We start from the raw sequence: 13,398 nt of genomic DNA, 5'->3' as shown, positions 1-13,398 counted from the left end.
ACGTTTGTTTTTACTTTATACTGTATTAATTAAAATACTCGTTTTCAGTGTAATATCAATGATAAAACCTTGTTGTGCGCCCTCTACGCCGGCGTGCTTGCATCTTCTATTGTTTTGGTTTATCGTTCGTTGATGTAAATTTCGTAAAATATTGATATTATGAAGTATTTAATGGTGCATGTTTAGTGGTTTAACAGCGGTTGTAGCCGAGAAATTGCACCCGGATGAGCGTTTATCGATAATTTACAAATGTATATTATTAACAGGGCAAGCAGCACTATTCTTTTTACATATGTAATTACAACTGGAAAATATCCCTCTCCCTAATCTTTACAATTGTAAAATAAGCACCTCCCTACCCTACTTTTTGACCGTTTTTGGCGTATTCCGCTCGGCTGTTCATATCTTTTGTTTACAACTCTGTTTGCAGCTCAGATTATGTTAAATAATAAAGAAGCGGAGCAGGATAAAGATATCCTACTCCGCTCAGGAATAATCAGTTACCTGTTTGTTAACAACCTACTCCCTGGAGAGCTTTTCCGCAATTTCGCGGAACTCTTCCGGAGTCAGTTGGAGCTTTTCGCGGTGAAAATCGACGTCGTTTTCGCTGTTCATCGGTATCAGATGGATGTGTGCATGGGGAACTTCGAGTCCCAACACCACTACTGCCACCTTCCTGCAGGCGGTTTCCCGCTTGATTCGGGCTGCAACCTTCTTGGCAAAGAGCATCATGCCGGCAAGGGTCTCGTCATCGAGGTCGAAGATATAGTCGACCTCCTTCTTGGGAACGACGAGCGTATGCCCTTTGGCCAGCGGATTGATGTCGAGGAATGCGTAGTAGCGGTCGTCTTCAGCGACCTTGTAGGAGGGAATCTCCCCCGCAATGATGCGTGAAAAGATGGATGCCATAATCTGAATAGTGTTGAATGTTATCGTTTCTGTTGTCTTGATGCAGTACCGGGCCTCTACTCCCGGCATCTGTCCGGTGCGGTTCGCTCCGGCCGGGGCGGTTAGGCGCGTCGTGTGCTTCGTGTGCCTCTATGTGTTGCCTCTCTATGGGACGGTTTTGTGTCTCGCTTAACGGCTTCTTGCCGCGGGAGATTCTTCGCCGGTCCATCAGGTCGAAGGTCGGCAACCGGGGCTGTAGAAAAGCCCGTGGGCACCTCCCTGCCGAATCATCGGGTGCCGGTCAGCTGCAGGGTGCCTCGCCAGGCGTCGGCGCGCATCCCATGTCTGCGAGCCTCGGTTTTCCGCGCTTCATTCTTCCCGGGCGGTGCACCTCGTTGTTCGCTTCGCTCATCGAAGTCATGTTCATATAGACAGTATGTCCGCGGCTCGGTTGTTTGGTGTTATGTTACTCCTCGAATTTGGGCTTCAGAATCTCGGCGTAAATGACCGCTTTGCGCAGGTCGAACTCCGCGACTATCTCATTGGCCGTCTCCTCCGTTTCCGGCAACCGTACGGGCTCCTTTTCGCGCATTGCCGCCATAACCTGCGGCTGGGCGGCCGATACGCTGCTGTGCCTGCGTTGGAGGCTTTCGCCCGCGTGCTGCAGTCCGTGTTGGGGAGATGCTGTTGCCGGCGTCTGCGACCGCGACGCAGCGGCCTGTTGTGCGGTCGCCCGTTGTGCAGCGGTCTGTTGCGTAGTGGATTTTGCGCCTCCGGTCGAGGGCGAAGTGGCCGGCCGACGGCTGCGTTGTTGCGGCAGAGGAAAACCCTCCGGCAGACCGCTGCCCGGGGTCGGATAGCGTGGAACGGTCGGATGGCCCTGCCCGGCGTTGCGCTCCTGCCCCTCTTCGGTCTCGTCGGCTCGCCGTGCAGCCCGCTTGCGGGCCTTGGAGAGCGCCGAAAAGCCCATCGATACGACGATGAACAGCAGCCAGAGTATGGGCGCGTAGTCTTCCATGGTCTCAGTTCATGGCTCGTTTGACGGTTTCGATGCCCTTGATTTGGCGGATGCGGTCCATGACGGCATTCAGGCCCTCGGCGTCCTTCACGTAGAGGCTGACGCTTCCCTCGAAGATGCCGTCGTGGCTGTGGATGTTCACCTCGCGGATGTTGATGTTGAAGTCGTCGCTGACGACCTTGGCCAAATCGAGCAGGATGCCCATCCGGTCGATGCCGCGGATTTCGGCCGTCACCAGGTAGGACATCGCCTTGTGTTGCGACCACTTGATTTCCTCCTTGACGATGTTGTTGCCGAACTGGCTGGCCAGCCGGTTCAGCTCGTCGCAGGTTGCCTTGTGGACGATGATGTCGCCGCTGGCCGGGTCGCGGTAGCCCACGACCTTGTCGCCCGGAATGGGTTTGCAGCACTCGGCGATGCGGAACTGTGGTTCGGCCTCCACGTCGGGCGAAGGCTGTATCTCACCCGGCGACACGGGAGCATCGCCCTCCTCGGGCTCCTCCTTCTTGGGGATGAAGAGGGTCCAGAACTTGAGTATCTTGCTCTTCGAGTCGACCTTGAGGGTCTTCTCCAGCGTGTCGATGGTGACGATTCCCGCGCCGATTTTGCTGTAGAGCTCCTCCTTGTTGCGGCAGCCGTAGGCCGGGACGATTTTGCGCAGCACGCGGCCGCTGAGCTTGATGTTGAGCTCCTTCATCTTGTCGTCGAGCATCTGCATGCCGTGCTCGATGTTGTGCTGCCGCTCGCGCTTGAGGAAGCTCTTGATGGCCTGCTTGGCCTTGGCCGTCGTGACGATGTCGAGCCACTCAGGCTTGGGTCGGGCGTTGTCGGCCGTGATGATTTCAATCTGGTCACCGCTGTTGAGCGTCGTGGTGATGGGCTCCAGCTTGTGGTTGATTTTGGCGCTGATAGCGTTGTTGCCGATTTTCGAGTGGATGTCGTAGGCAAAGTCGAGCGCCGTGGCGCCGAAGGGCAACTTACGTGATTCTCCCTTTGGTGTAAATACCACTATTTCACTGGTGTACAGCGATAACTTGAAGTTGTCCAGGAAGTCGACGGCATTCTCCGTCGGGCTGTTCAGCGCCGCCCGAATCTGCTTGAGCCACTTGTCGAACTCGTCCTCGTCCTGCGAGATGGTCGCATGCTTGTACTTCCAGTGGGCGGCGAATCCCCGTTCGGCAATCTCCTCCATGCGCTGCGTGCGGATTTGCACCTCGACCCATACGCCGTCAGGGCCCATGACCGTCGAGTGCAGCGCCTCGTAGCCGTTGGCCTTGGGCATCGAAATCCAGTCGCGCAGGCGGTCGGGTTTCGGGGTGTAGGTGTCTGTAATGGAGGAGTAAATCTGCCAGCACTGCGTCTTCTCGGAGGGGAACGGAAGCGGCTTGAAGACAATCCGGATGGCGAACAGGTCGTAGACCTCCTCGAAGGGTATCTGCTTGCGCTGCATCTTGTTCCAGATGGAGTAGACGCTCTTGACGCGGGCCGATATCTCGTAGTTGATTTTGTCGCGGTTGAGCGCCGCGATAATCGGGGCGTTGAACTTGTCGACGAACTCCTGGCGCGAGGCCTCCGATTCGCTCAGTTTGCGGGTGATTTCGGCGTACTCCTGCGGGAAGCGGTACTTCATGCAGAGGTCCTCCAGCTCGCTCTTGATGGAGTAGAGCCCGAGCCGGTAGGCCAGCGGCGCGAAGAGGTAGATGGTCTCGCTCGTGATTTTGATTTGCTTGTTGAGCGGCATCGAGCCGAGCGTGCGCATGTTGTGCAGGCGGTCGGCAATCTTGATGAGGATGACCCGCACGTCGTCCGAGAGGGTCAGCAGCACCTTGCGGAAGTATTCGGCCTGCTTCGAGGTGTCGGCGTTGAAGACGCCCGACATCTTGGTAAGGCCATCGACCATCGAGGCGATTTTGGGGCCGAAGATGCGCTCCATGTCCTCGACGGTGTACTCCGTATCCTCCACCACGTCGTGCAGCAGCGAGGCGACGACCGACTTGACGCCCAGGCCAATCTCCTCGATGACTATTTTGGCTACTGCAATAGGATGCAGGAGATAAGGCTCGCCGGAGCGGCGCCTTACCCCCTGATGGGCCTCTTTGGCGAGGAAAAATGCACGTTTAATCAGATTCCAGTCTTCGTCGTTCTTGCATATTTTGGTGCACGAGAAGAGCAGGTCGTCCCATTTCTCCTTTATTATGAGTTCATCCTCGGCAGTATAATCCATAAGCAAACACTTGGGGTATTACTCCTTTTTCTCCTTCATGGCCTCGCGGACCTTGGCCTCAATCTCGGCGCTGAGCGCTTCGTCCTTCTTGAGCAGCTCCTTCACCGCATCGCGGCCCTGGCCGATTTTGCGGTCTCCGTACGAGAACCACGAGCCGGCCTTCTTGATGATTCCGTAGTCGACGCCCAGGTCGATGATTTCGCCGATTTTCGAGATGCCCTCGCCGAACATGATGTCGAATTCGGCACGCTTGAACGGGGGCGCCACCTTGTTCTTCACCACCTTGACCTTGGTGCGCGTTCCGAGCTGGTCCTCGCCGTCCTTGATGACCGACATGCGGCGGATGTCGATGCGCACCGAAGCGTAGAACTTCAGCGCGTTGCCGCCCGTCGTGGTCTCGGGGTTGCCGTAGACGACGCCAATCTTGTCGCGCAGCTGGTTGATGAAGATGCAGACGGTCTTCGTCTTCGAGATGCTCGACGTGAGCTTGCGCAGCGCCTGCGACATCAGACGGGCCTGAAGACCCATCTTGGCGTCGCCCATCTCGCCCTCGATTTCGGCCTTGGGCGTCAGCGCCGCCACCGAGTCGATGACGATGATGTCGATGGCGCTCGAGCGAATCAGCGAGTCGGCGATTTCGAGCGCTTGCTCGCCGTTGTCGGGTTGCGAGATGAGCAGGTTGTCGACATCGACGCCCAGCTTCTGGGCATAGGCGCTGTCGAAGGCGTGCTCGGCGTCGATGAATGCGGCAATACCGCCCGCCTTCTGCGCCTCGGCGATGGCGTGGATGGCCAGCGTCGTCTTACCCGACGATTCGGGACCGAAAATTTCGATGACACGTCCCTTGGGGTATCCGCCCACGCCCAACGCCATGTCGAGCGTGATGGAGCCCGTAGGGATGACGGGGATGTCGGCAATCTCCGTGCTGTTCATCCGCATGATGGAGCCCTTGCCGAAGTCCTTCTCTATCTTTTCCATAACCGCGTTGAGCACTTTGAGCTTGTCCGCGTTCACCTGAGCTTTTTCTGCCATTGTGTGTAGTTCGTTATCTGAATAAATTGTTCGTTCTTTTTGTTGTTGTGCGCCCCGTTTCGGGGTGCCGTTTCGGGGAGCGCGCTCCCCTGCTTTTGCTTTCGCGGCTGCGTTTGCCCTGGTCTTTGCCGCTGTTTGGAGCTGCGCCGGCTTGCGGGGGCGCCCACCTTCGGCACAACTCCGTTATCGGGGCCTCCTTTGGACGTTTCCCGCTTTCGGACCGTTTCCGCCCACCTTCGGGTCTTCGCGTTTCTGCGCTTTTCCTCGGGTCTTCGGGTCGTTTCCGTTTTTGGGTCGTTCCCGCCCCCCCCCGGAGTCTACCGCCGTGATTTGCGGAGTGCGTCGCGACGCTGCTCAGCCAGCGGCCGCTTGTCGGGACGCATGTCGCGCGGCAGCGGCATGCGGATGATGCGGGCGTCGAGCCAGCGGTCCTCGTAGGGACTCCAGTTGTTCATCGGGAGATACCCTACCGTCATCCGCCACCGGAACCCGGTGCGGTTGACCAGGTCGTTCGACAGGCGCGGTATGGAGAGCACCGAAGCTCGGGCCCGTTCGCGCATCTGCTGCAGCTGCTTCTGCTCGCGCTCCTTCCGCGCAAAGGGGTTGCCGCTTTGGCCGAGCCAGTCGCCCGGAAGGGTCAGCGGCTCGCCGTAGAGCAGCTCCATGAGCGCCAGCGAGTCGTCGAGCGGCCGAATTTCATCCCCGCCGTGCTGTGCGCCGCCCCACTGCGGAGGCTCGCCCTGCGCCGGGAGGGCTTCCCGAGCGGGATGTTCTCCCTGTGCCCGGAGCTCTTCCTGTGCAGCAAGAGGCTGTGGCGCCGGCGCCGGCTGTGGAGTCTGGGCGCCAGGCACCCCGATGCCGCAAAGCAGGCTCATGCCGATGGTAAGCAGTCTCGTCTTCATGTCTCCTCCTTTTGCTTTGTCTCCGTTTATCTCCCTTGAGCTCAAGGGTTCCCGTTACCGAGTATTTCTGCCATTCCGGGGTGTTCCCTACTCCCCCTGGTTCTCCCTCCGTCCGGATGTTCGCCTCCGGATGTCTCCGTCAGCCGTCTCCGGGCGGCTGCGGGTCACTTGTCGTAGGCCTCCAGAATCTGCTGGTAGTGGTCCTTCGTGCGCACCTTCTCGAAAATTTTCTCGATGCGCCCCTCGGCGTCGATGATGAAGGTCGTGCGCAGAACGCCCATGTACTTGCGCCCGTACATCGACTTTTCAGCCCAGACGCCGTAGGCTTCGCAGACCGAGTGGTCGGTGTCGGCCAGCAACGTGAAGTTCAAATCGTGCTTTGCGCAGAAGTTGCGGTGCGACTGCTCGCTGTCGGGGCTCACGCCGATAATCCGAAACCCCCGACGGGCCAGTTCGTCGCGCCCGTCGCGCAGGCTCTTGGCCTCGAGCGTACACCCCGAGGTGTTGTCCTTGGGGTAAAAGTAGAGGATGATGCGCTGGCCGCGAAGGTCCGCAAGCGACAGAGGTTCACCCTCTTGCGTGGTCGATTTGAAGTCGGGAGCCATATCCCCGGGTCGTAATGCAATCATAGGTTTCTCAACGGATGAAATTACCTTTCAAAATTAATATAATTCCGCGGATTTCCATGCATGGGCCCCCACTTTTTTTGCGCCTCAGTCCCACGTGTAGGTCACCTCCACCTGCTCGTTGAACTCTTCGGGCGAGGTGTTCAGCCGGCGGCGGCAGGCCGGGCAGCGGATGGCCGTCTCGGTCTCGACATAGCCTCCGTCACCGCAGCCGATGCAGGAGGGCAGCATGCCGAAATAGGGTTGCGTCGAGTGTTCGAACTGTGCGCCGCAGTGTTTGCAGCGGATTTTGTAGGCTGTTCCCATGGTCGTTTTCTTTTAGGTTCACGATGCAAAGGAACAACCTCCGAGTGACAACTTGTGACACAACCCGAAAGTGCGCAAAAAAATCCTGCCGCCGGGGGCTCCGCTACTGAATCGGCCGCAGTTCGCCGGTGGTCGAGTCCATGATGTACCCCTTGACCACCACGTCGTCGGGGATGAGCGGATGGTTGCGGACCAGGTCGACGGTCTCCAGAACGGCCGCCTCGGTATCGTCGAAGCCGTGGAGCCAGGCGTCGAGGTCGATGCCGCAGTGCTTCATGAGCGTGATGTGCTGCTCGGGAATCCCCCGCTGCTTCATCAGGTGCTGCATCTCGGCGCTGTCCATCCCCTGCACGCCGCAGTTGGTGTGTCCGATAATCATCACCTCGGTGACCCCCAGCTCGTAGATGGCCACCAGCAGGCTGCGTACCGTGCTGTCGAAGGGGTTGGTGATGGTGCCGCCGGCGTTCTTGATGATTTTCACGTCGCCGTTGCGCAGGCCGAGGGCTACCGGCAGCAGCTCCACCAGACGCGTGTCCATGCAGGTGACAATCGCGATGCGCTTGTTGGGGTATTTGTCCGTAATATACCGCTCGTAACCCTTTTCGGCCACGAAGCGGCGGTTGAATGCCAGAATTTCGTCAATCATTTTTCGTCGTGTGTTTTATCCAGATTTTCAGTAATATATCGTCTTATGTATTCGCTCAGCTCCGGGGTGTCGACGATGCGGATATCGTCGAGCAGCCCCACCACGAAGCGGCCCACGCCGGCGTAGTTGGCCACCTCGGTGTCGAGCAGCCAGCGCCCCTCGCCTGCCGGGCGGATGTCGCGTTCGGCGAGCGGGTACTCCTCGCAGAGGAGGTTTCGGGCCAGCATGCCCAGCTCGAGCCGTACGCGGTGCCGCTCCTCGCCGTGCATGCGGAAGGGGTCGATGAAGCCCTCGGCGTGGTCGTCGGCATGCTGCCAGGGTCGGCCGGTCGGAATGACCGACCCGATGCGCGCCGTCTTGAAGAGCTTGCACCGCCCGTCCTCGAGGTCGTAGCACCACACCTGCACGTAGTTGGTCGTGAAGGCGAAGGGCTCGACCTGCCGGTCGCGGACGACTCCTCCGTGGCCCGACTGGTAGTCGCGCAGCGTCACCTGCTGCTGCTCCTCGATGGCCTCGACCAGCCGGCGGATGTTGGGGGCGTTCTTGCCGCGCACGACCGTGTCGGCCAGCGTGCGGTTGTCGTAGACCGAGTAGAGCTTGCGTTTGAGGTTCTGCTTCAGCAGGTTCGTGTCGTCGATGTTCTCGATGGCGCTCTTCAGGATGTGGGCCTCCTCCTCGGTGAAGTGGACCAGCTGCGAGATGTCGCGGAAATGGGGCGACGCCTTGTCGAGCCGGATGCAGTCGCCCGTCTTCTTGATGACGAAGCCCGCCTCGCGGAAGGTGTCGATGTAGCGGTAGATGGTGCGGCGCGACATCTGGAGCCGTTCGGCCAGCTGGTCGACGTTGTAGGTGGTGTTGGCCGTGAGCAGTTTCATGAGGCGCAGCAGCCGTTCGAGCTTGGGTTGGTCCATGTGCGGAGGTCGTTTTTGCCCGGCAAAGATACGAAAAAGCCGTGACATGAGCTGTCACGGTCAAGTTTTGTCTCCGTTGGTGGATGGCGGTCGGCGCAGGTCTATTGCTGCCGTGCCTCTCCCCTTGCTGCGAGGTACTCTTCGAGCACGTGTTCCAACTGTCCGGGTTCTGCATCGAGCAGGCGGTCGTTGATTGTGTACGGCGTGTCGCAGATGCGCAGCGTTAGAGCGATGTTGGCCTTCTCCAGCATTCCGGAACTGTCGTATCGCTGTGCGAGGTCGCGGACATGGATGGCAAGGAGTTCATTCCCGGCAATCCGTTCCCGGCGGAACCCCTCAATCGACTTCCAGGGAAAGAAATAACCCTTTGTCGGTCTGAAAATCGTGTTGACCCGGAGCCCTTCGGGTGATACGACCACCAGCGGGCAGCGCCTGCGGAGTACAAGCAGAATGAAGAGTCCGACGCCGCAGGTGCCGAAAAAGAGGATTGACAGCCACCCTATGGCGGGGATGACGTAGCGGGCTGCCCACGACGGGTCACTCTGGGCGTGGAGAATCATCCATGCCCCCGCGCCGACAAAGGCGATGCTTCCTGCCAGCAGGGGCAGGATTTTGCGGAGGCTGAGGTGAAAAAGGCAGGTTTCGTATTTCGGATTCACGGCGTATGGAGTTGGGTGTATACAAAGATATAAAAAAATCGCGACGTGAGGCTTTGCCGCTTTTCATGTGAAAACCGGAGGGAGGGATGCATGAATCGCATCCCTCCCTCCGGTTTCTCTTTCATCTCTGCCTTCCGGCTCTTTTCTCTGTCCCTCTTTCCGGCTCTTTTTTCTGACCTTCTTTTGCCCTTCTTCTGTCCTTCTTCTGCCCCCCCCCGGCTTCCGGGCTACTGGGCCAGCACCAGCTTCTCAATCTCCTCGACCTGGCGGCGGAAGTTCTTGTCCGTCTCCATCAGATTGGTTACCGCCTTGCACGAGTGGAGCACCGTGGCGTGGTTGCGGCCGCCGATGGCTGCACCGATAGCCGTCAGCGGGGCCTTGGTGTGCTGCTTCGAGAGGTACATCGCAATCTGTCGCGCCTGGGCAATCTCGCGCGTCCGCTCCGTGGAGTTGAAGCGCTCGAAGTCGAGGTTGAGGTACTGGCAGACCACCTCGATGATGTGCTCGATGGTCACCTCCTTCTGGTAGAGCTTCACGTAGGCCTTCAGAATCTCCTTGGCCAGCGCCACGGTCATCTTGCGGCCCAGGAAGGTGGTATTGGCCGCAAGCGACGAGAGGGCCCCCTCGATTTCGCGGACGTTGGCCGAGATGTTGTCGGCCAGGTAGGCAATCACCTCCTCCGAAACCTCCGTGCCGAGCTTCTGCGCCTTGGCGCGGATGATTTTCACCTTCGTCTCGCGGTCGGGCGTGTCAATCTGGGCCGAAAGACCCCACTTGAAGCGCGTCAGCAGCCGCTGCTCGATGTCCTTCAGCTCGACGGGCGGCTTGTCTGAGGTGAGGACGAGCTGCTTGCCGGCCAGCTGCAGGTGGTTGAAGATGTTGAAGAAGGCGTTCTGCGTACCGGTCTTTCCGGTCAGCTCCTGGATGTCGTCGATGAGCAGCACGTCAATCATCTGGTAGAAGTGGATGAAATCGGGGATTTCACCATTCTTGTAGGCCGTCTGGAACTGCGCCTGGAACTTGTTCATCGAGACGTAGAGCACCTGCAGTTCGGGATGGCGCTGGCGCACCTCGTGGCCGATGGCCTGGACGATGTGGGTCTTGCCCAGCCCCGAGTTACCGTATATATACAGCGGGTTGAAGGGGTTGTTGCCCGGATTGAGCGCCACGGACATGCCTGCCGAACGGGCCAGCCGGTTACATTCCCCCTCGATGAAGGTCTCGAAGGTGAGCGCCGGGCTGAGCTGCGGGTCGATGATTATCTTCTTGAGTCCCGGAATGACGAAGGGATTCTTTATATTTGCGGTGTTGGTCTGCGTGCTGAAGTGCGAAATGGCCGTCGTGTCGGCTTCGGGCGGAAGCGGCATCGAGGGCTTGTTGGATTTCGGCACGGCGTAGTGCAGACGGGTCTGCTGCCCGTAGAGCTGCGAGATGATGGGACGCAGGAAGGGGATGTAGTTCTTCTCGATTTGGTCCACATAGCTCGCATTGGGTACGCGCAAACGCAGCGTCGTGCCGTCGAACTCGAGCGGGACGATGGGCAGAAACCACTTGGCAAACTCCTCCTCGGTCGTCTGCTTTTTGATGCGGTCAAGACAGTTCTGCCATATATCGCTATATGCCTGCGCGTTGTTTAACATGGTACGGGTTTGTGACATTTTGACGAGACAAAGTTGTGAATAATTTTGTAAAAAGATTCCCGGATTTTGGTTGCATATTTCCTTTTTTTATATATACGAAAATAGACGTCGGCGGGGTGCGAATTTTAACTCGCTGATATTGAATTGTCGAATAATTTTTCTTATATTTGCGTATAAAATTTTTGGATGTTTTACGAATCAAACTATAAATAAAACAGATAAGCAACTATGGCAAACGAACTGGAACAAATGGTACTGCGCAAGGCGCAGGCATGGCTCGACGGTCCCTACGACGAAGAGACCAAAAAACAGGTCAAATACCTGATGGACAACGATATGAAGGAGCTTGTCGAAAGCTTCTACAAGGACCTTGAGTTCGGTACGGGCGGCCTGCGCGGCATCATGGGCGTGGGTACGAACCGCATGAACGTCTATACGGTGGGTGCCGCCACGCAGGGGCTTTCCAACTACCTGAAGAAGAACTTCGCGGGCGAGCAGATTCGCGTGGCCGTGGGGCACGACAGCCGCAACAATTCGCGCATGTTCGCCGAGCGTGTGGCCGACATCTTCGCCTCGAACGGCTTCACGGTCTACCTCTTCGACGCGCTGCGTCCGACGCCCGAGCTGAGCTTCGCCATCCGCGAGCTGAAATGCCACTCGGGCGTTGTGGTGACGGCCTCGCACAACCCCAAGGAGTACAACGGCTACAAGGCCTACTGGACCGACGGTGCGCAGGTGACGCCGCCGCACGATACGAACATCATCGCCGAGGTGGAGAAGATTACCGACATCAACATGATTCAGACGGGCGCCCACCCCGAGAACATCCACATCCTGGGTCAGGACTTCGATGAAATCTACCTGAACCGCGTGCATGCCCTCTCGCTTTCGCCCGAGTGCATCAAGCACCACCACGACATGAAGATTATCTATACGCCGCTCCACGGCTCTGGCGTGCGTCTGGTTCCCGCCTCGCTCCGCAAGTTCGGCTTCACGAACGTCAAGCTGGTTCCCGAGCAGGCGGTTGTCGACGGCAACTTCCCGACGGTCGAGTCGCCCAACCCCGAGGAGCGCAAGACGATGTCGATGGCCATCGACCTGGCGGCCCGCGAAGGTGCCGACCTGGTACTGGCCACGGACCCCGACTCGGACCGCATCGGTGTGGCGCTGCGCAACAAGAAGGGCGAATACGTGCTGCTGAACGGCAACCAGACCCTCGTGCTGCTGCTCAGCTACCAGCTCACGCGCTGGGCCGAGCTGGGCAAGCTCGACGGCAAGCAGTATGTGGTGAAGACCATCGTGACGTCGCAGATGGCCAATGCCGTGGCCAAGTTCTTCAACGTGAAGTGCTACGACTGCCTGACGGGCTTCAAGTACATTGCCAAGATTATCCGCGAGAACGAGGGCAAAGCGCAGTACATCGGCGGCGGCGAGGAGTCGTTCGGCTATCTGGCCGGCGACTACGTACGCGACAAGGACGCCGTATCGGCCTGCTCGATGGCGGCCGAGGCTGCCGCATGGGCCATGGATACGATGGGCCTGACGCTCTTCGAGTGGTTGCAGCAGCTCTACGTGAAGTACGGTTTCTACCGCGAGGGGCTCGTTTCGGTGGTCCGCAAGGGCAAGGAGGGCGCCGAGCTGATTCAGAAGATGATGGTCGACTTCCGCGAGAACCCGCCCAAGACGATTCTGGGCTCGCCCGTGGTGCGCATCAACGACTTCAAGACGCTCGAGACGCTCGACGTGAAGAGCGGCGTGAAGACCCCCATCGTGCAGGACAGCAGCAACGTGCTGCAGTGGTTCACCGAGGACGGCACGATTGTTTCGGTACGTCCGTCGGGTACGGAGCCCAAAATCAAGTTCTACTTCGGTGTGAAGGCTCCGCTGCGCTCGGTTGAGGAGTACGACAAGGTGCTTGCCGAGCTCGACGCCAAAATCGAGGGCATCAAGAAGGACCTCAAGCTGGAGTAGTCATCTGCTCTACGGCTTTCGGCTCAGCCCCGGAACTTCCCGCAGGGAGGTTCCGGGGCTTTTTTTGCCGAGTCGTCTCGTGGGCTTCTTCATCTCACGCACCTGAGTACTGGGTTTCCGGGCTTCTTCCGTCCGTTTTGCAGCCCGGCTCTCCCCGGCTCTCCTCAGCTCTCCTCGCCTCTGCTTTGTCCGGTTATCGCTGTACGTTGTTCTTTCTGTTCGCTCCAGTTCCCGCCCCTGCTTTTCAGTCCCCGTCCCTGCTTTTCAACCTCGCTCCTTACCCCTTGTTTGCCCTTGTCATGCCTCTGCCCTGCTCCTGCCTCTCCTCCTGTCTCCACGCCCCACACTTGTCTTCGTCCCACGCCTGTCCCCACTTTTGTCTCCGCGCTCGCCTTACCCTTGTCTCTACCCTTGTCTCTACCCTGCCTCTTCCCCTGCGCCTTTCCCTGCCTCTGCCCTTGCTCCCGCTCCTCGCGCGCCCCTGCCTCTGCTTCTCCCCCCTGTCTTCCCTTACTGTCCCTTTTTCTCTGTCCGGCGTGAGAATTATTGTATTTCTAAATTTTTAGTAGTACATT

At 58.5% G+C, this 13,398-nt stretch carries 12 protein-coding genes; 1 reads left to right on the top strand and 11 read right to left on the bottom strand.

The features are described 5' to 3' along the window. Nucleotides 1-519: 519 nt before the first annotated feature. The 11 genes from C8267_RS01890 to dnaA form a co-directional block, all read right to left on the bottom strand. A complete protein-coding gene (locus C8267_RS01890) occupies nt 520-909 on the bottom strand; it encodes an HIT family protein (RefSeq protein ID WP_106633735.1) in 390 nt (129 codons plus the stop codon). Nucleotides 910-1,354: 445 nt separating this feature from the next. Next, entirely contained in the window at nt 1,355-1,906 is a 552-nt protein-coding gene (locus C8267_RS01885; RefSeq protein WP_106633451.1) for a hypothetical protein, read from the bottom strand. A 4-nt stretch (nt 1,907-1,910) separates the two neighbouring features. Beyond that, nucleotides 1,911-4,130 (bottom strand): RelA/SpoT family protein, encoded by a 2,220-nt coding sequence (locus C8267_RS01880; RefSeq protein WP_087361734.1) that lies wholly within the window; start codon nt 4,128-4,130, stop codon nt 1,911-1,913. An 18-nt stretch (nt 4,131-4,148) separates the two neighbouring features. Then, the gene (gene recA / locus C8267_RS01875) at nt 4,149-5,162 is read right to left on the bottom strand and encodes a recombinase RecA (RefSeq protein WP_106633450.1); all 1,014 of its coding nucleotides are present in this window, start codon (nt 5,160-5,162) and stop codon (nt 4,149-4,151) included. Nucleotides 5,163-5,479: 317 nt separating this feature from the next. Beyond that, the gene (locus C8267_RS10820) at nt 5,480-6,064 is read right to left on the bottom strand and encodes a hypothetical protein (RefSeq protein WP_158699660.1); all 585 of its coding nucleotides are present in this window, start codon (nt 6,062-6,064) and stop codon (nt 5,480-5,482) included. 164 nt (nt 6,065-6,228) lie between these two features. Next, a complete protein-coding gene (gene bcp / locus C8267_RS01865; RefSeq protein WP_106633448.1) occupies nt 6,229-6,693 on the bottom strand; it encodes a thioredoxin-dependent thiol peroxidase in 465 nt (154 codons plus the stop codon). Between the two features lie 84 nt (nt 6,694-6,777). Continuing rightward, nucleotides 6,778-6,996 (bottom strand): hypothetical protein, encoded by a 219-nt coding sequence (locus C8267_RS01860; protein ID WP_087361738.1) that lies wholly within the window; start codon nt 6,994-6,996, stop codon nt 6,778-6,780. Between the two features lie 103 nt (nt 6,997-7,099). After that, on the bottom strand, nt 7,100-7,642 hold the full coding sequence (locus C8267_RS01855) for a beta-class carbonic anhydrase (RefSeq protein ID WP_106633447.1): 543 nt from the start codon (nt 7,640-7,642) through the stop codon (nt 7,100-7,102). Beyond that, entirely contained in the window at nt 7,639-8,553 is a 915-nt protein-coding gene (locus C8267_RS01850; protein WP_106633446.1) for a helix-turn-helix transcriptional regulator, read from the bottom strand. The genes C8267_RS01855 and C8267_RS01850 overlap by 4 nt, the downstream gene beginning before the upstream one ends. A 101-nt stretch (nt 8,554-8,654) precedes the next feature. Continuing rightward, nucleotides 8,655-9,212 carry an STM3941 family protein gene (locus tag C8267_RS01845; protein ID WP_158699659.1) on the bottom strand — a complete coding sequence of 186 codons (558 nt, stop codon included), beginning with the start codon at nt 9,210-9,212 and terminating at the stop codon, nt 8,655-8,657. Between the two features lie 227 nt (nt 9,213-9,439). Further along, complete coding sequence (gene dnaA / locus C8267_RS01840; RefSeq protein WP_087361742.1) at nt 9,440-10,852, bottom strand: chromosomal replication initiator protein DnaA; 1,413 nt, start codon at nt 10,850-10,852, stop codon at nt 9,440-9,442. A gap of 228 nt (nt 10,853-11,080) precedes the next feature. Here dnaA and C8267_RS01835 point away from each other — a divergent pair, with 228 nt between their 5' ends. Then, complete coding sequence (locus tag C8267_RS01835) at nt 11,081-12,823, top strand: phospho-sugar mutase (protein WP_106633444.1); 1,743 nt, start codon at nt 11,081-11,083, stop codon at nt 12,821-12,823. The last annotated feature ends 575 nt before the right edge of the window (nt 12,824-13,398 follow it).

The organism is Alistipes sp. Marseille-P5061, from assembly GCF_900290115.1.
Lineage (GTDB): Bacteria > Bacteroidota > Bacteroidia > Bacteroidales > Rikenellaceae > Alistipes > Alistipes excrementigallinarum.
This window is presented reverse-complemented; position numbering and strand designations above follow the sequence as displayed.